The organism is Butyrivibrio sp. INlla16, from assembly GCF_900104155.1.
GTDB lineage: Bacteria > Bacillota > Clostridia > Lachnospirales > Lachnospiraceae > Butyrivibrio.
The window spans coordinates 78,317-95,559 of record NZ_FMYB01000008.1 but is presented as its reverse complement, the minus strand read 5'-3'; the positions used below and the strand labels follow the sequence as shown (position 1 = coordinate 95,559).

At 42.6% G+C, this 17,243-nt stretch carries 19 protein-coding genes, 1 riboswitch and 1 other annotated feature; of the genes, 3 read left to right on the top strand and 16 right to left on the bottom strand.

The genetic code is table 11. The features are described 5' to 3' along the window. Positions 1 to 7: 7 nt before the first annotated feature. From BLR42_RS05845 to BLR42_RS05800, 10 genes are all read right to left on the bottom strand, one after another. Positions 8 to 397: a hypothetical protein gene (locus BLR42_RS05845; RefSeq protein ID WP_091867416.1), complete on the bottom strand. Its 390-nt coding sequence runs from the start codon at positions 395 to 397 to the stop codon at positions 8 to 10. Between the two features lie 19 nt (positions 398 to 416). Next, the gene (locus BLR42_RS05840) at positions 417 to 704 is read right to left on the bottom strand and encodes a hypothetical protein (RefSeq protein ID WP_091867414.1); all 288 of its coding nucleotides are present in this window, start codon (positions 702 to 704) and stop codon (positions 417 to 419) included. A 387-nt stretch (positions 705 to 1,091) separates the two neighbouring features. Continuing rightward, on the bottom strand, positions 1,092 to 2,000 hold the full coding sequence (locus tag BLR42_RS05835) for a hypothetical protein (RefSeq protein ID WP_091867412.1): 909 nt from the start codon (positions 1,998 to 2,000) through the stop codon (positions 1,092 to 1,094). Continuing rightward, a complete protein-coding gene (locus BLR42_RS05830) occupies positions 1,997 to 2,212 on the bottom strand; it encodes a hypothetical protein (protein WP_022762649.1) in 216 nt (71 codons plus the stop codon). The genes BLR42_RS05835 and BLR42_RS05830 overlap by 4 nt, the downstream gene beginning before the upstream one ends. Positions 2,213 to 2,337: 125 nt before the next feature. Next, a complete protein-coding gene (locus BLR42_RS05825) occupies positions 2,338 to 3,840 on the bottom strand; it encodes a GH39 family glycosyl hydrolase (RefSeq protein WP_091867410.1) in 1,503 nt (500 codons plus the stop codon). 136 nt (positions 3,841 to 3,976) lie between these two features. After that, complete coding sequence (locus tag BLR42_RS05820) at positions 3,977 to 4,744, bottom strand: ParA family protein (protein ID WP_091867408.1); 768 nt, start codon at positions 4,742 to 4,744, stop codon at positions 3,977 to 3,979. Between the two features lie 15 nt (positions 4,745 to 4,759). Further along, positions 4,760 to 5,014, bottom strand: coding sequence for a DUF6465 family protein (locus tag BLR42_RS05815; RefSeq protein WP_022762652.1), 255 nt, complete (start codon positions 5,012 to 5,014; stop codon positions 4,760 to 4,762). Positions 5,015 to 5,106: 92 nt separating this feature from the next. After that, positions 5,107 to 5,916 carry a creatininase family protein gene (locus tag BLR42_RS05810; RefSeq protein ID WP_091867406.1) on the bottom strand — a complete coding sequence of 270 codons (810 nt, stop codon included), beginning with the start codon at positions 5,914 to 5,916 and terminating at the stop codon, positions 5,107 to 5,109. Further along, positions 5,916 to 6,560, bottom strand: coding sequence for an ECF transporter S component (locus BLR42_RS05805; protein ID WP_091820725.1), 645 nt, complete (start codon positions 6,558 to 6,560; stop codon positions 5,916 to 5,918). Before BLR42_RS05805 ends, BLR42_RS05810 begins: the two co-directional genes overlap by 1 nt. Before the next feature lie 185 nt (positions 6,561 to 6,745). Beyond that, positions 6,746 to 6,864: riboswitch (FMN riboswitch) on the bottom strand. Between the two features lie 63 nt (positions 6,865 to 6,927). Next, positions 6,928 to 8,736, bottom strand: a complete 1,809-nt coding sequence (locus BLR42_RS05800) for a SpoIIE family protein phosphatase (RefSeq protein ID WP_207648517.1) — start codon at positions 8,734 to 8,736, stop codon at positions 6,928 to 6,930. A gap of 470 nt (positions 8,737 to 9,206) precedes the next feature. Between BLR42_RS05800 and BLR42_RS05795 the strand changes: the two genes are divergently transcribed. Both BLR42_RS05795 and BLR42_RS05790 read left to right on the top strand, forming a co-directional pair. Further along, positions 9,207 to 10,085: an AraC family transcriptional regulator gene (locus BLR42_RS05795; protein WP_026498021.1), complete on the top strand. Its 879-nt coding sequence runs from the start codon at positions 9,207 to 9,209 to the stop codon at positions 10,083 to 10,085. A gap of 103 nt (positions 10,086 to 10,188) precedes the next feature. Then, a complete protein-coding gene (locus tag BLR42_RS05790) occupies positions 10,189 to 10,668 on the top strand; it encodes a flavodoxin (RefSeq protein ID WP_091867402.1) in 480 nt (159 codons plus the stop codon). Here BLR42_RS05790 and BLR42_RS05785 read toward each other — a convergent pair whose 3' ends face one another. The 4 genes from BLR42_RS05785 to BLR42_RS05770 are packed head-to-tail and all read right to left on the bottom strand — an operon-like array spanning position 10,669 to position 12,785. Continuing rightward, positions 10,669 to 11,562, bottom strand: a complete 894-nt coding sequence (locus tag BLR42_RS05785) for a carbohydrate kinase family protein (protein WP_091867400.1) — start codon at positions 11,560 to 11,562, stop codon at positions 10,669 to 10,671. A gap of 52 nt (positions 11,563 to 11,614) precedes the next feature. Then, positions 11,615 to 12,004 (bottom strand): C-GCAxxG-C-C family protein, encoded by a 390-nt coding sequence (locus tag BLR42_RS05780; protein ID WP_091867398.1) that lies wholly within the window; start codon positions 12,002 to 12,004, stop codon positions 11,615 to 11,617. A 6-nt stretch (positions 12,005 to 12,010) separates the two neighbouring features. Beyond that, positions 12,011 to 12,598, bottom strand: a complete 588-nt coding sequence (locus tag BLR42_RS05775; RefSeq protein ID WP_091867396.1) for a 4Fe-4S binding protein — start codon at positions 12,596 to 12,598, stop codon at positions 12,011 to 12,013. Next, positions 12,567 to 12,785, bottom strand: a complete 219-nt coding sequence (locus BLR42_RS05770; protein WP_022763245.1) for a DUF362 domain-containing protein — start codon at positions 12,783 to 12,785, stop codon at positions 12,567 to 12,569. Before BLR42_RS05770 ends, BLR42_RS05775 begins: the two co-directional genes overlap by 32 nt. A 569-nt stretch (positions 12,786 to 13,354) precedes the next feature. Between BLR42_RS05770 and BLR42_RS05765 the strand changes: the two genes are divergently transcribed. Beyond that, positions 13,355 to 13,570 carry a DUF1858 domain-containing protein gene (locus BLR42_RS05765; RefSeq protein ID WP_022763246.1) on the top strand — a complete coding sequence of 72 codons (216 nt, stop codon included), beginning with the start codon at positions 13,355 to 13,357 and terminating at the stop codon, positions 13,568 to 13,570. A gap of 41 nt (positions 13,571 to 13,611) precedes the next feature. Here the strand turns inward: BLR42_RS05765 and BLR42_RS05760 are convergent, their stop codons facing one another. Together BLR42_RS05760 and metG are read right to left on the bottom strand one after the other, a co-directional pair. Then, a complete protein-coding gene (locus tag BLR42_RS05760; RefSeq protein ID WP_091867394.1) occupies positions 13,612 to 15,003 on the bottom strand; it encodes a histidine-type phosphatase in 1,392 nt (463 codons plus the stop codon). 199 nt (positions 15,004 to 15,202) lie between these two features. Next, positions 15,203 to 16,831: a methionine--tRNA ligase gene (gene metG / locus BLR42_RS05755; protein ID WP_091867393.1), complete on the bottom strand. Its 1,629-nt coding sequence runs from the start codon at positions 16,829 to 16,831 to the stop codon at positions 15,203 to 15,205. Positions 16,832 to 16,916: 85 nt separating this feature from the next. Then, positions 16,917 to 17,178, bottom strand: a binding site (T-box leader). Between the last annotated feature and the right edge of the window lie 65 nt (positions 17,179 to 17,243).

Genomic DNA, 17,243 nt, shown 5'->3' with positions numbered 1-17,243 from the left:
CATCTTATTATTTTCCATCAAGGTCGGCAACTCTTACGGGTTCGCCGTTTAACAGGATGTAACCCTTTGGAAGCCTCGACGCATCCGACATGGAGGTATAGTGCCCTTTGTCATGTCTGTGTGGCATAGCACCTGCGTCGTTTCTTGCATTTTTCCTATTGTATGTATTATATACCCCGGCCGGCTTATGCGCGTGCGGCATCGAAGATGCTTCTCGTTTATTGTTATCAGCCGTCCCGCTCTTAGCTGCCTGCCCGGTCTTTTTTCTTAAAAGTCTTCCAAATACCGATAACGCAAGAATCCAGACTACTAAAGACACAAGCCCATCCAGATTCTCTCCTACCATAGGTAAAACTTCCTCGAACTTTTCTCCCAAAAGAGCTATTACCTGTTCCATATTTCCTCCCGATATCACATTACGCTTCTTTACTCAATTCCTGAAGAATAGCATCCACATCGTAATTTGGAGCATAGTTTTCAGCAATCTTACAAATAAGTTCTATTCTGGCCTCGGATTCTTCAAGCTCATCGGCAATAGCAGCAACGCTCTTCTTTTTGGCTAGCTTTTTGCATATCTGTTCAACAAGACGTTTTTCCATGCCTTTTTCCATGCCTTTTTCCATGCCTTTTTCCATGCCTTCTGCAAGATATTCAGCCTTAAACAATTCCATTGTCTCTGCTTCGTTATACTCTGTTAACAACATATTGAATACCTCCGCCTTATGAACCAGTAGGAAAATCTGATGAATTGTCAAAGCATAGCGCCTTAAAAGTAAATGAAATAAGCTTTCCGGCATTTTGGTATACTTTTCAAGCACTTTTCAGGCATGTTTATCTCTTTAAAGTAAATAGAGAGCCTGATTTGCCATTTTGGTATCCCTGTTTTGAAAAATCATGGGTACCAAATGCTAGAAAATGCCTTCTCATTTACAAAAAGTCATATAAAGCTCTAAAAAAGCCCCTAAAATGGGTACCAATTTGCTGAAAATGCTCTCTCATTTACAAAAATATCTTTCTAAAAATTATACCACAAAAGTGCGCAGTTACACCGTATGATATGCCCCATATTCCATGTCTAACCCCCAATAGACCTAAAACAAATCCAGCATGCTGTCCAGGTATACTTCTTCCCTGACTTTTAGTTGGTATTCGGGTTTTGTCATGTAATAGAGCAAGAATTCCAGAATAATGGCGTTTCCAAGGCTTCTCCCTTCAATTTTGAAATTAGAGAAGCCTGCAGGCATGTATATTTTTTGAATATCTTCAATTCCAATGAATCCGGGATTCTTCATGGCATCGGAAAAGCGGTAGCCTATGCCTGATTCAGGAGAGACACACATGTGATCCTTACAGTTCTCGCCGAGACTTTTCCTGCTGACGTTTTCATAGCAATTCTTTCTGTCATAGCAGTCAAACCAGCAGCATTCATTGCACAAAAACTCCACCTTCTGCTTCTGCAAAGGTGATAGGGCACTTAGTTTATCTAATTCCTTATTTAGTCTGAAGTCCGGTACAACATAGCTGAATTCGCTGCGGTTAAGTTCTTTTTCAAGCTCCGAAAACTCAGTCAACACCTTTGTTGTACTTGAAACAAAATAAAAACCGGAATATTTTTCCTTTAGATACTTAAGAAGAATATCTGAATGAAGTATTATTCCATTTCCCAGATTGTCCGGCTCTTCTCCAACACTTGTCTCAAACAAGGAACATAAGTAATTGCACTTCTTGTCAGAAAGGTGCTTCTCCTCAAGCAGAGAATTACTGAACGTAAGCCGCGCAGAGATTCCATACTGCTTCATCAGCAAGGCCACCTCTTCCGGGTCTGCATCTCCGAAACCCACTCTTCCGCCGCCCCATGTGCAATCGCCGGGAGCGCCATAAATTGAGCCTATTTCACACCAATCATAAAAATACTCCCTGCGCTCTCTAAAGAGCGGCAGGAAGATTTTGTATAAGTCATAAAATTCGAATAAACCGGGGAGATGATAATAAGCTGTCATTTTATCCCTCGTCTCTCCATTGCCTGGATCAGATACTTGATTTTCTTTTTTACCACGTCTGCATATTTGGGTTTTAACTTATTCTGAACACCGATAAAATCTCTGATAGTCTCGATATCTTTATCTCTCATATATGCCAGAGTTTCTTCATCCAGTTTGAGTATATCAATATTTTTATCACAGATTCGTTTAGATGCTATATATCTTTCCATTCAGAACTTCCTTCATTCAATAATTATAAAGCCTCTCTATATTATATTCCAGAAATCTAAACCTCCGATAAAGTTGAAATTAAAAATACGAAAAGCATCCTCCGCGAATTATATTTCATTTTGTGTTAATGAAATGAAATCACCTTGTCGTAGTCATAGCCTCGGTCAGGAGTGAAATCCCTCTTGGTGAGAGTAAAATATAATACTCCATGTTTTTTCAATGTAAATGAAACATCCACCGTTCCGTTCTTTGATACTTCAACAGAGCTCGTTGTAAGAGGCCATGCAGCGCTCTTAATCATTTCCTTCTCCGCCTTCGACGGGTATGCCGGCTCTCCCAAGTCGTGCCACAATTTCAAAGGATTGCAGCAGGTCTCATCGACAGTCTTTTTGATAAGTGTATACTCACCGTCTTCCGGAAGTTCGAAGTCTAAATCAGCGATAATCTCATCCTCACCTATATTCCACAATACTCCTGCGTAGCCGGAATCATTCTTAACAATTACCGCCTTGTCATCGCGATATACACAGTCTGTGCCAAACATTTTTAACTGCTTATAAAAATAGAAAGTCCAGAAGGTCGGCTTGGGAATATTCCCATCCGCAACCATTCCAAAGCCTCCATGGAATAGGGAATGCTGAACTCCCTGCTCCTCGAACACATCTCCGAAGGTCCAGTAGGAATATGCTTCATTCACATCCCCAAGTCCCGCCAGCTGCCCGGCAAGATATGCGGCATTCAAATTTGTATCATGGATTACGCCCCTTGGAGTATATGAGGTGCTAAATTCCGACAGATGTATGGGGAGCCCTCTGAATTCATCATAAGAATCCACGATATCCCTGGTGGACTGAAGATTCTCAAAACGCATCTTTGGATCCTCCAGTTTTGAATAATCATAATGTCCGATACGCTCCGGGAATTCCACAGTGTAATGATGTCTTGTAATCCTGTCGGGTTTTATTCCCTCCTTTTTACAAAACTCAAGGAAAGCCTCTATCCACTCCGCATCCCTTACGCCGCAGATGGCAGGACCTCCGACCTTATATCTTGAGTCATAGTTCTTAATTGCAAGAAACGTCTCCTTGAATAATTTGAAATATTCCTGCATGTCAGCCTTGTACCAAAAGCCCGGCAGATTGGGCTCATTCCACACCTCAATAGGCCATGTTACAGTTTCTTCTCCGTAGCGCTTTTTAAGGTGTGCAAGAAGAGCAATAACCATATCTGTCCACTTTTTATAATCCTTGGGCGGAGTGGTATTCCCCTTCCAGTAAAAGATCGTCTGAGTTCCGCTGGCAAGCTGCCCCGGCATGAATCCAAGCTCAAGGTAAGGCCTGATGCCAAGTCGCAAAAAGCTGTCAAAAATCCTGTCTATATAAGTGTAGTTGTACTCTACTTTTGTCTCGCCGTCCTCTTCGTACTCGTTGTAGATAGCCACATCATCAGAGAAAAGGCCGTGCCCTCTTATGTAGGAAAAGCCGATCATGTTCTGTACAAATTCGAGCTCTTTCAAATACTCCTCTGTCAGTGCCAGTCCAAGCCTTCCCGTGCCGACGCAGTAATCCACGTGATTATTGAATTCCATCCTGTTATCTTTTTTTACGATTATTTTTTCGCTGCTCATACCCTGATTCTCCCTGTTCCCTAAAAAAATAGAATTATTAACAAAATAAAAAGCCTTATATGCTGCATTTCTAATGTAGCATATAAGGCTCCCACACTCTAAAACAATATTGTTTTTATCATGCCAATTATTGCGATTATTTCCGTGATTTTTTCAGAAGCTCCGCGGTAAAGTCGATATAATCAAGGCAGGTGTTGCACTTGGGAGCATAGTCTATCAAAAGTCTCTTGGCTTCCTGAGCTTCCTTTGTCTTTATACATTCACGGATAACTGTTTTAAAGAGCTTCGTATCCATCTTCTTTGCTGTCTTTTCTATATTGTCACGGGTTTCCTTCTCAAGGTTGGATCTCCCAGAATATCTGACAAGAAGAAGTCCGGCGATGGAAAGATTTCTGTTCTGTCTCTTTTTCACAGACATGATCGTGTCGTATAACTGACTGATTCCCTGCATCGCATAGGAGTCCGCAGTAACAGGGATTATCACTTTATCAGCTGCAATAAGGCAGTTATAAAGGATGATATTAAGTGATGGCGCTGTATCAATAACGATGTACTCATATCCATCGAGCTCGTCCAGTGCATCCTTAAGGCGATAGAAGCCTTCAAGGTCACCGTCAAGCATCTTCTCCGCTTTTACAAGAAGAGGGTCAGATGCTACAATATCGCCGTTTTCTGTATGCTGGATAGCTTCCGCAATCGGCAATTTATCAGAGTCGATTATTACATCATAAAGCGTAGCGACGTCCTCAATCTTGGCATCATAGGTGCTTGTGCTGTTGCACTGAGGATCAGCGTCTATCAAAAGTGTCTTTGCTTTTCTTCCAAGAATTCCCGCAAGATTGGTTGCAGTAGTGCTTTTACCGATACCGCCCTTCTGGTTGGCAACCACGAATATAGTAGACATTTTTCATCCCCTCCCTCAGAAATCAACGCAGCCGTTTACATTACCGTTAACAACATAGAAAACCTTGTGCTCCTCAGGCTTTATATAGACATCGATTTTCTGAAAATCCGCTTCCGATACTCCATGAGAAAGCGCATCCTCTTTGATTTTCTTTAAAATGTCATCGGTAGTGCGGTCACTGTTTTGATACTGAACTACGATGTTTTTCTGAGCAGTGGCAAAACTTCCGGTTGCTTCAAGTGCTCTCTTAACACTGCTTTGTCTGGCCATTTTTCATATCCCCCTTTGCAAGTCATTAGAAACTACAAAGATTATTTTATCAAATCCTTTTCCCTCTGACCACTTAGAAGAGGTTTGTTTTTTCAGCAGGTCACCATAAATTTCATTATTTCCTTTATTCCGTTTGCGGCATCCCTCGCACTAACATCAAGAATGATCTCACCTTTTTGGGCTGTCGCACCGCTGGGATCTCCGCCTATACCGATAGGCTTTCCTTCATCGGTGGTGAAGTCCTCCCCCATCCAGGGAAGAGATGTGCTTCCGAAAAATGCAAGCTTTGCACCTTTTTCCGAGATTGAATAATGCCCCGTGCTTGAAGTCGTAAGGTCCACAAGGTTCTCATCCCTTGCCATCACCATGGCGGTTTCCATTTCTCCCCCGTGAAAATCGGCTTCATTTCCCGGAGTTATTGTCTTCTTTACTTCCGGATCCGAGAAAGAGCCCGATGAAATCAAGTAGACATATATCCCAAGATCACGCCTTATCTGACGACTGACTATCTCTGCTGTTGCGCGGTTCCCTCCGTGGCAGATGAGAAGAGCTATATGCTTAAAGCCATGCCTTGCCAGGCACTCTGCTATGTCATACAAAACACTGTAGTAAGTCTGCGGTTTGAAAGATATCGAACCGCAAAAAGAAAGGTGTTCAACACTGTATCCCACAGGAATTGTCGGAAAGAAAAGAACCGATCCCGAAAGGACTTCATCGCTTTTATCCAAAGAGAGCTTCCCCATTATTCTCTTTTTCATCTCATCCGCAATGATCGTATCGGTGCCAAGAGGCGCCTGGTTTCCATGCTGTTCCAGTGCGCCGAGCGGTACCACTACGAGAGTCTTTTCTTTATCCACCTGCTCCATCTGCAGCCTTGAAAGATTTTGGTATTCCTGTATCATCAAGCTGCCTCCTGCACCTGTTCATTATCTGATCTGAGTCCCCTTGCTGAAGGAACAGCTGCGAGAAGTCTGTCATATACTGCATAGCCTATGAAACTGTTGATTGCCAGTTTTACTACATTGAAAGGTATTGTCGCATAGATGATAAATGTCTGAAGGTTCTGGATTCTTGCATTTACTCCACCGACCATTTTTACGACATCATCAAGAGATACTCCCATCGCTTTTGCATATAAAGGAAGTGAAATGCAGGCATTTAAGAAGCATGCTGCACCGGTTCTTATAACAACACTGACTATAAGTGCTACCATAGCAGCCTTTCTTGTCTGTCCCATCTTCTTATAAACAATCCAGGTGGGAATTATGAAAAGAATGATGGCCATAAGGTTTACAAGCTCTCCGACATACATTGAGTTAGTTCCCGTGAGAAGTAGCTTTACTACAAGCTTGATGATCTCAACCAGTGCGCCTTCCGCAGGTCCCATAAGGAAAAGAGCGATGATTGCAGGCACGTCGCTAAAGTCAAACTTATAGAACGGCGGCATCATCGGCACCGAGATTTCCAGTGACATGAGTACGCCTGCAAGTGCTGCGAGCATTCCTGTTAATACGATTTGCTTTGTTGTGAATTTGTTTTTGAACATTTGATTGTTCCTCCCCGTGTTCTTTAGATTTTTGAACCGAAGGATTCCCGAGGAATAACAGCCATATCCGCATTTTTATGCGCCTGAATCACGAAGAAAAATCGTGAAACAAAAAGGCGAAACCTGCATGGGGGCTTCGCCTTAATACGCGCACAATAAAACAGCAAAATAACAGCTATTATAATGCATTACTTCTACCATCCAGACTTTACTGTCGGTCTTGGAATTTCACCAAATCAGTCGCTTTCGCGAGTCGCGGACTGTCACCGCCGGTCGGGAATTACACCCTGCCCCGAAGAATTATTCGATTTTCTTTTTATACCTTATCAAAACACCTATGTATCGTCAATAGGAAAAACAGCGCTTTTCAGGCTTTCCCTCTATAGATGAAGCTCAGCATCGTAATGTCGTCAAACTGTGGTGCTTCTCCTACAAATTCATCAATTTCCTTTTTAACCGCAGGCAAAAGCTCTGTCGGTGACGCATCCGGATTTCGGTTCAGCGCATCAATAAGCCTCTGCTCTCCGAACAGTTCCAGATTGGCATCCGTTGCTTCCGTAACTCCGTCCGTGTAGACAAACAGCCTGTCTCCGGGATCGAGATGGAACTCGCTCTGACGGAATTTAAGTCCTTCCATAGTGGCAACAGCCGGTGAATGTTTTGTCTTTATGAGTTCGTAGGAACCATTGCCTCTCCTAAACGCCGGATACTCATGACCTGCGTTGGCCTCGAGCGCATCACCTGTAGTAAGATCAATAACCACTGCCCATACTGTTACGAAGAGCTCAGCGTCATTTCCCTCGCAAAGCTGATTATTAACATTATATAGTGCCTCGCCCGGCTCTTCTCCCATCTGGAGGCGGTTCTTTATAAGTGTCTTTGCAATAACCATGAAAAGTGATGCCGGGACACCTTTTCCGGAAACATCTGCAATTACAAGAGCAATATGATTTTCATCCACCAGGAAAAAGTCGTAGAAATCACCGCCTACCTCTTTCGCAGGTGTCATGGTCGCATAAATATCAAGCTCTTCTCTGTCGGGGAACGGAGGAAAAATCTTGGGAAGCATGTCCGCCTGGATCTGACTTGCAATGCTTAAGTCCGCATCAATTCTCTCTTTTTCCGCGGTGACCTTCTGAAGATTAACCATGTAATCTTCAAGTTCCGTAATCATCTCTCCAAAGCTCTTTGCAAGCATACCAATCTCATCCATGATTTTCACATGAGACAGAATATCCTTTGCTATCTCCGGATCTTTCTTTTCGGAGTACTCTCTTACCTCGCGCTCAATGCCGATGATACGATGCAAAACATTTTTACTAAGGAGCAGGTAAAGAATAGCTGTAAATATGATAAGCACAACCGCTGAAACCAGTCCCTGGATGATCACATTTTTCATGATCTCGGAATTAACAACCGCCACACTTATTTCAGAGCATAGAAGTCCGACCTTTTCACCATTTATAACCACCGGAGCACAATAATTATACTGTTGGCCGAATTCGTTATTCATGATATCAAAGCCGTTCTGAGCTCTTCCTGTAAACCAGGTATCCCACATGGTTTGATGTATCTCCGGATCCTCGTAAACGACTTCCCCAAGCTTTAGAATTTCACGTCCATCGGGCGCTGTTTTCGTTTCCATCGTAGGATCAAACATATAGTTCATCTTCAGATCCTTTTCACTCTCAGGATAGATGAAATATGTATACATCAGATCAAAACTGTCCGTCGCCTCAAAAAAAAGAGTAAACCATCGTTCAAAGGCGTAGTTGACATATAACCGCTGTCCTTCAAGATCAAGATCATTAAAGAAAAGGGTGGTCCCGTAATCTTTTCCCGGATAATTTTCAAGAATATAATCATCAAAAGCACTCTTACTGACCGGAAGATCACTTTTGAAATCCACCGGAACCTGCACCAGATCAGGATGTTCCTGAAACCAGGCTTTCAGATATATGAACTCATCGCCTTCACTTTGTATCTGATTTACCAGATGTGTCGTTATCCTACGCAAATCCGTGACACACTCACTATGATAGGATTCTGTCTGCGCAATATATGTCATAGTCCCGTTTACCAGGATCGTTCCCAGTGCAAATAAGGCAAAAACAATTATGAACATTTTTACCAGACTTTTTTTCTTCATTTCGTTAAGCTTCTGAGTATTTTCCATATCCACCATTTGTCCTTTTCATCATATGAAAAACCACATGAACCCTACATTTATATTGTATAAATGCTGATTCGTATAGTCTACTAACTTTAGAAAAACTTTATACTTAATTCCGTACTTCAAATGGCAATAAAGAAGGCTGTGCACTAATTTAATGCACAGCCTTCTTTTATAATATTGAAAAGGTTTTACTTGGTATTATCTGTAAACGTACATGTTGTACTTGCCAAAATATTCAACATACTCTTTCCATGCTTTTTTATAAAAATCAACGATTCTCTTCATAATCATAATTCCTTTCCGGCGTTATTACTATGCCTTCCGTATCGGTCAATTTCATATTACGTGATTATAATACCTCGAAGAAAAATATTAATCGCGTCATAACATGAATAAAAGTAGCCAAATCTTGCATTTGTTATCAGACAGGTTATACTAAAAGAAACGGTGTTTTTCAGAGAAGGAGCGCAATGAAGCCATTATTCGAGTCATTTGAGGATGATATAGAGATATATAAAAGAGCCAATATTCACACTCCGCCGCACCTCCACGGATTCATAGAATTCATCTACATTTCGAAGGGCACTATGGAGATAGGCGTGGGCCAGGAGCTCTACCACATGGAAAAGGGCGATATGGCTGTAATTTTCCCCGGTCAGATCCAGCACACCCAGGTATTTGATACGGAAAAAGGCACCGGACTGTACCTTATTGCATCGCCTTCCTACGCGGGATCAATCTCGGACACTCTGCTGAAAAAGGTCCCGGTCTGCCCGGTGATCAAAAGCAGTAATATACACAAAGAGATTCAGTTTGCCTTCAATGCTTTGTACGAAGAAATCGCAAAAAACAAGGAAAAGGGGCGTGACATAGATGCTTCAAGCAAGGTGCTTTACCAGTCCTACATCAGTATTATTCTGCTTAGGTCTCTTCCAGTTTTAAAGCTTACAGAGCGCGATGAAAAGGGAAACGGCGACCTTATCTACAGAACCGTTTCTTATATAGCCAGCAATTTCACAAAAGAGATATCCCTTACAAGCATGGCGAAGGATCTCTATGTCAGCCCGTTTGCCCTGTCGAGAGTTTTTTCCGGAACCTTCCACACCAACTTCAACAGATATCTAAACGAAACCAGATTCATCTATGCGCAGAGTCTGCTTCGCTACACCGACCAGACGATAACCGAAGTATATGAAAACGCCGGCTTCGAGAGCCAGCGAACCTTCAACAGAGTATTTACGGAGAAACTTCATATGTCTCCAAGGGAGTACAGGAAAATAATAAGACAGGACCTTGAAAACAGCACCGATGAGCTGTTTGTGTCAACCATGGGAAGCAAAGATGACTAATTCTTAAAGTTGAATGAATTTTTTTACTTTATGATGAAATAAGATTTGTGATGTGAGAAAATTGTAATTGGAAGATTTCTAAACAATCTAAGGAGGGCATACTATGAGTAAAACATTGGTAGCATATTTCAGTGCCAGCGGTGTAACCGGGAAAGTTGCCGAAAAAATTGCAAAAGTAGCGAATGCAGACCTTTTTGAAATTGTACCTGTGACACCTTATACCTCTGAAGATCTTGACTGGCAGAACAGCAAAAGCCGCAGTTCTGTCGAAATGAATGATGCCACCTGCAGGCCTGCCATAAGCATCAAGATTGGAAATATAGCAGGTTACAATCATGTTTTCCTGGGATTCCCGATATGGTGGTACCGTGAGCCCTCCATCATAGACACCTTCCTTGAGAGCTATGATTTTTCAGGAATCATTATTGTGCCTTTCTGCACCTCAGGCGGCAGTAATCTCGGCGATACAGTAAAGAACCTTCAAAAACTGACTAAAGGTGCAATGGTAATAAATGGAAAGAGGTTCACTCAAGATACACCCGAAGAAGAATATAAAAAGTGGATAGACGAGATTATGGCATAATTATGCCTGTGTTCCTGTTTTTCCAATAATCTTCGCCGCAACTTCATTACCTTTTTTGCAGGCATCATCTATGCTCATATTGTTCATGAGTCCATAGGTAAAACCGGCTACGAAACTGTCTCCCGCACCGGTGGTATCGACCACCTTAACCTTGCGTGTGCTCACCTCGCCCTTCTGGCCATCTGAGTAGTAAATGCAGCCTTTTTTGCCGCATTTGATAATTACGTTTTTCGCACCATTTTGAGCGAATATTTCAAGGCTCTCTTCCGGCGTCTTCCCGCCTGTTAAGAGAGCTGCTTCATGTTCATTTGGAATAATGTAATCTATGAATTCAAAAAGCGGTGCGATGTCTTTTATTGTCTCACCTTTTTTGGCTGTCGTCATATCGGCGATAAGTATGCGCTCCGGTTTCTCTTTTATCTTCCCGAAAAGCACACCCATGTTTTCTATATCAAGCATCGGTGATACGAACATACTTGCAAAGCAGACAATGTCCGCAGCATCGTCTATATGCGGAAGGATGTGCTCTAGTGACAGCTTCCGCAAACTGCTGTAAGGATTGGTGATAAAATAGCGCTCACCTTCATCATCGTTGAGGACGATATTCATACCTGTTGTAAGGCCGTCCTCAATCGTGATTTTCTCTGTAGCTACGTTATTATCGCGAAGATTTTTTAAAACGCTCTGACCGGTTTCATCTTTGCCGATAACTGATATGATCTCGGTTTTCACACCAAGTCCGGACAAAACCACTGCTTCGTTCAGCGCATCTCCCCCAAAGGATATGCACATCCTGTCCGCAGGAACAGAGCCTTTGGAAAACAGATCCCCCGGAACAGGACCTGCATGGATATCCATTATTGCCGCGCCTATGACGGTTACTTCTTTTTTCATAGCATCCTCTTTTATAGTAATTATTTGTTTCAGGCCTTCCACTACATGATGGTTATAACCCCATGACTTCTCCGTAGATAATAACTGCGTTTCTGACACAGTCCTCACAGGGGCATAAGGGCTTTCCGTTTGTTACGGCTTTTAAATCTTTACATTTTAATGCGCCGCATCTTTTCCCAAACTCTTCCTGAATCTGCTTCGTTACTGAAAGAGTTCCTTTTCCTTCTGTCTTAAGACCCGCTATCATGCCCGCACCGATAAGTGCACCGCAGGTGGCTTCCATGTTGCCCATACCTGCACAGAAGCCTGCAGATATCTGTTTAAGCTGCTCTTCGCTAAGTCCTGTCTGGTCTGCCAGTGCTGCCGTCACAGCCTGGGAACAGTTATACTGTCCGGAATTCTTTAAAGCTACTGCCTTTTCGGCTCTCTCACTTAATGTCATAATCTCTTACCTTTCCTTATTTTTCAATTTGCAGATTCCCTGCGTCATTGTTCCCATCGGACAAAATGAGCACCAGGTTCTCTCTTTATAAAGTGCCATTACTATAAGTCCTATCAGCGTTGATGTAAGCATCAGACTATAGAATCCAAATCCAAACTGCGCTACCCAGTCCGGGAATATACTTCCATTATAAGCCCATTTCCACGGCACTTTAAATGTCCAGAAAAGCTTTACCACTTTTCGAAGTGAACCCGTTCCTGAGAACACAAGATAGGTCTGGAAAATCATAGTTCCAAACATAGTAAGGAAAAATACAAGGAATCCATAGCGAAACCACTTGGAAGAGATCCACCTCGGAGCCTGTTTTCTTCTGGAACATTTAAGGTTCCTTCCGAGCACCCAGAAGAGCTGCCCTCTTCCGCACATATGATTACAAAACCATTTATTGCCGCCGACTATTGCAAAAATCAGCGGCAATATGAAATCTATCATTCCGAGCCACGCAAAAAGGATATTAAAAAATCCCAGCGCAAAATAAACTATTGTCCATATCCACAGGTAATCATACCAGTGCTTTTTTCTGTTTGTTGCCATCATCCACCTCTTCAACCTTTATGGAGCCCGCCGGGCATGCTTTCTCGCATATGCCGCATCCCACACATTTGTCGGTATCAACAACTGCGTAGCATCCCTTGAAAATATCTATCGCCTCTCTTGGGCACTGCGCGGCGCAGACTCCGCAGGCAACACATCTGTCTGTATCGTTTGCTGCCTTTCTCATCTGTAAAGTCCTTTCTAAATTTTTTTCAGCTGATGGTTTTATTATAGGTGGTATATTTTTTATATCAAGTACGCAGATTAATTATAGGTGGTACGGAAAAGTGTACCGGCTAGAATACTGCGTGATATGGTTAATTGTCCCTTTCATATCATGAATTTGACTTTGGGTACGATTTAACCCTATGATACAATAAATCTTTCTCTAATTCATATTTTTGTTGCACGCTCCCACGCTGGTTTACAACAAGTCTTGTTATTACCGGAATTATTGTTGTACACCAATTTTCAGAGTACAACAAATCTTAACCGACTCTTTGTATTTATTGTTTTTTAATCTCCGTCGTACAACAAATCCTAATTGCTATGTCATATTTATTGTTCCAATAGTTTTCGCATACAACAATCACCCTCTTCGTTACGAATTTTGTTGTTTACATATTTTCAGGTTACAACAAAGGCATTACACTTTTTGTGCTTGTAAAAAGAATCGATTCTTGTTAAAATGCATTATCTAAAATAGATTGTGCAAATTTTAATTTGTATTTTTTGAGATATAGGAGGAATAAAATAATGAGCGAACAACCTATCAGTTCAGATATGCTCGTGGGTGAAATCATCACAAAGCACCCTCTCGCAGCACAGTTTCTTATGGAGTGTGGCATGGGCTGCATCCACTGCCCCGCTTCACAGATGGAATCACTTTCCGAGGCTTGTGCAGTACATGGTATCGATGGTGACGAGATCGTAGATGCACTTAACGATTATCTCATTGAGCATAATTCATAATAATATATAAGGGCTGCCGCATAATTGCGACAGCCCTTATTTTAGGCCGCTTTATCAGCGTATTGCTCATAAAGTTTCTCATACTCACCGATTGCATTCTCGAACATTTTCATGATGTCATCATTTTTGTAGAGTCCCTCACTGTTTTGTGATATCCCATCAAACATCATGTTATAAATCATGGGCTGCTTGTTTAAATCCAAAAGGGATGTATCTCTAAGCTGCTGCGTGGACTGGTATACAAGATTCACTCCCCAGAAGGTCTCACCCTTGGAATCAGTCCATTTTGAAAATACAAGCTTACAGCCAATAGGTGTCTTTTTCTCAATGGTTCCAGGAAGTTCATAGCTTGAGGCACCGAGAGCCGCAAGGACGCTGCCTACATTTGAATCATGTCCGCATAAAAAAGTGAACACTCTTCCATCAGTATTCATCTCAGAATAGATTTCCTCAAGAAGCGGATTTGCTACATTACATGCCACAAGCGGAGCTGTAAACAGGACATCACCATAGACATCCTTGATCTCCGAAATACTTTCCCACTGCTCCTGACTGAGGTCATTTCCAAAGCCAGCTTTTTTCGCATCGCTTTCCTCATAGTACTGAAGGACAAGTGCATCACTTACAGAGCAGGCAGTTTTCAGAGAGCCTGACATAGCGGGCTCTGCGCCGGTCTCCAGCTTAATCACGCTGTCACTTGTGACAAAATCTCCTACATCTCCGCTTTTATAGCTCTCGGACTCTTCCATATCTATGACATCGGTGATCAGCTCGTAGTTATCCTTCAGGTCTTCAATCGCAGGGCCGTACAGATCAAAAATCTGCTCCGTAGCATCGTCTGCATACTCATCGCTCGTAAAGGTAAGCTGCGGATTAAACACCGGATCCATCGTATCAAAATCGGCATGCCATTCAACGTCAAGACCTGCTGTCGGAAATGCCCCGCTTGAGAAATACTTAGCCGTAGCTATTGTACGCTGTTTGGAGTTAGCATATATTCTGCACTCTTCACCGGTCGGATACCAGTTTTCCGGAATAAGACTCTCGTCTTCCATCCATTTTCTGAAAAACTGCCCCATCTCTGTCTCGAGTACGCCGCCTCTAAGTGAAAGTTCACTGGGTGCTGACGACCACTCAAACCACTCATGCGGAGTGATTGTTCCAAGCAGTGACCCGCCTCCGCTAAGCGGAGACCTGATATTGTGCCTGCTCAGAACAACAATCTTCTCTAGCTTGTAACCATCATGAGATAATGTGCCGTTTTCCACAGTATTAGTGACTGCTTCCTGTTGCTGTCCCTTTGATTGCTCCTGCTTAGAAGCAGCTTGTTTCATAATTGCGGTACTACCGACAGTGATCAGCGCTGCCAATAAAACAAAAACAGCAATGATCCCAACCAGTTCTTTAGCCGTATGATTCAGTATTTTTTTCAAGTTTCATCCCCCTATTTTTTGGTTGAAACTAATTAACGTTTACTAATAATTTTTCGTCATTTTCTTGGCTGTTCTTTATACTCCTTATTATTCTTTTCTGCTCTTTACTATGTTTTTCTATTCTTTATTGCTATATCCTTTGCTGCTTCTAACAGTAACTCATAGTAGTAACTTCTCCCAGCGATCCATCACCACCGACTCACAAGTCCTTAAGTTTATCTCTCTCCTCCTCTATAACAGCTTTGTCGAGACGCTCGAACAGGATTGATATCTCAGGAAGTCTGTAACCTGAAGGAATCACTTTGAACTCCCAGTCCGTATTTATTCCAAGCCAGCTGCAGACCTTATCCGATGAAAATGGCAGGAATGGCGCAAGTACTACAGCCAGATTCGCAATGATCTGAACGCACTGATACAAAGTATTTCTGCAGGCTGCCTCGTCACTTGTTATTGTTTTCCAGGGCTCCTGTTCGTCAAAATATTTGTTGGCTTTTCGCACCACTTCAAATACACCTTCTATGGCATCCTTGAAGTTTCCTTTTTCGATCTGTTCGCCTGTATAGGTGTATAGCTGTTTCAGCGTATCATCCCAGTCTCCTGAGGAAGTGCCCTCCGGGATCACCCCGTCAAAATACTTAGTGATAAACGTAAGAGTTCTGTTTATGAAGTTTCCGTAGGCCCCTAGAAGTTCGCCGTTATGATTATTAACATATTCCGACCAGGAAAAATCTGAGTCCTTTTTCTCGGGTCCGTTCGCCAGAAAATAATAGCGAAGAGAATCGGAATCATACTTATCCAGAAGATTTTTTACCCATATGGCATAGTTTCTGCTTGTGGAAATCTTCTTTCCTTCCAATGTGAGATATTCACTTGATACTATCTGATCGGGAAGACGATATCCCGCGCCGTGAGCCAGCAAAAGTGCAGGTAAAATAATTGTGTGGAAGGGAATATTGTCCTTGCCATGGACATAGTAGTGCTTTGCATTTTCTCCGAAAAGCTCGTCAAAGCTCTCACCTTCCCGGTCAGTTACCTGCTTTGCTGCGGACAAATACCCCAGCACATTTTCAGCCCAGATATAAATTGTCTTTTTCTCATAGCCTTCCTTTGGAACGGGAATTCCCCATTCAAGGTCTCTGGTAAGTGCTCTGTCCCTAAGTTCCTCATCAATGTATCGGTTTGTGAAAGATATGGCATTTTTTCTCCAGTTAACCTCATTATCAACAAGGTCGCGGAGCTGTTTTTCCAGTTTACTTATAGCAATGTACAAATGAGTAGATGCCCGGAATGTCACCGGGTTCTTACAGACAGCGCAGATAGGCTCTTTTAAAATCTCCGGATCAAGAACCGTTCCGCAGGCGTCACACTGATCTCCCCTTGCAGGCTCACCGCAAACAGGGCAGCTACCGGTCACAAATCTGTCCGCAAGGTAAGTATTGCAGCATTCGCAGTAGGCCTGAGGCGTCTCCTTTTCATAAACATAATCTCCGTCGTAGAGCCTTCTGTGGAATTCCTGCACGAACTCTTTATGCGCATCGTCAGAAGTTTTGGTATAGCAGTCGTAGCTAAACCCAAGACGATTAAAGCAGTCCACAAATTCTTCATGATAATGATCACTGATTTCCCGGGGAGATTTTCCCTCAGACTTAGCCCTGATGGCTACAGGTGTTCCGTGACAATCACTGCCCGAAACAAAATATACTCTGTCCCTGCATGCTCTGTGATATCTTGCTAGTACGTCGCCGGGAAGAAGTCCTGCAATATGTCCGATGTGTAATGAGCCATTGGCATAGGGCCAGGCACCACCTATCAATATATTTCTATTCATCTCATTTCCTCCTTTGAATTAAGTTTGATAACAATCAGCAGTTTCTTAATTTTTTGTACAAAAAAGCCCTCCTCTCTGAATTATTTTCAGGGACGAGAGCTTACGCTTCGTGTTACCACCCTAATTCACTCACACCTCACGATATGAGCCTTAGCAACTACGGATGGGAAATGGTCCATCGATAGTCCGGCACTGTAACGGGCGCACCCGTCGTAGCCTAAGTTCAAAAGAACCTCGGTACGCGGCTCCAAGACCATGTTCGGTTGCTGCTTGCTCACCGGCTCTCACCAAACGCCGACTCTCTGTAAAGCTCCTAACAACTTACTCTTTCTCTTCACAGCTTTGCTATAGGTTAGTACAAACATATAGTTATGTCAACTAAAACAAAAATAAAAACTCCCCGGAATCTGTT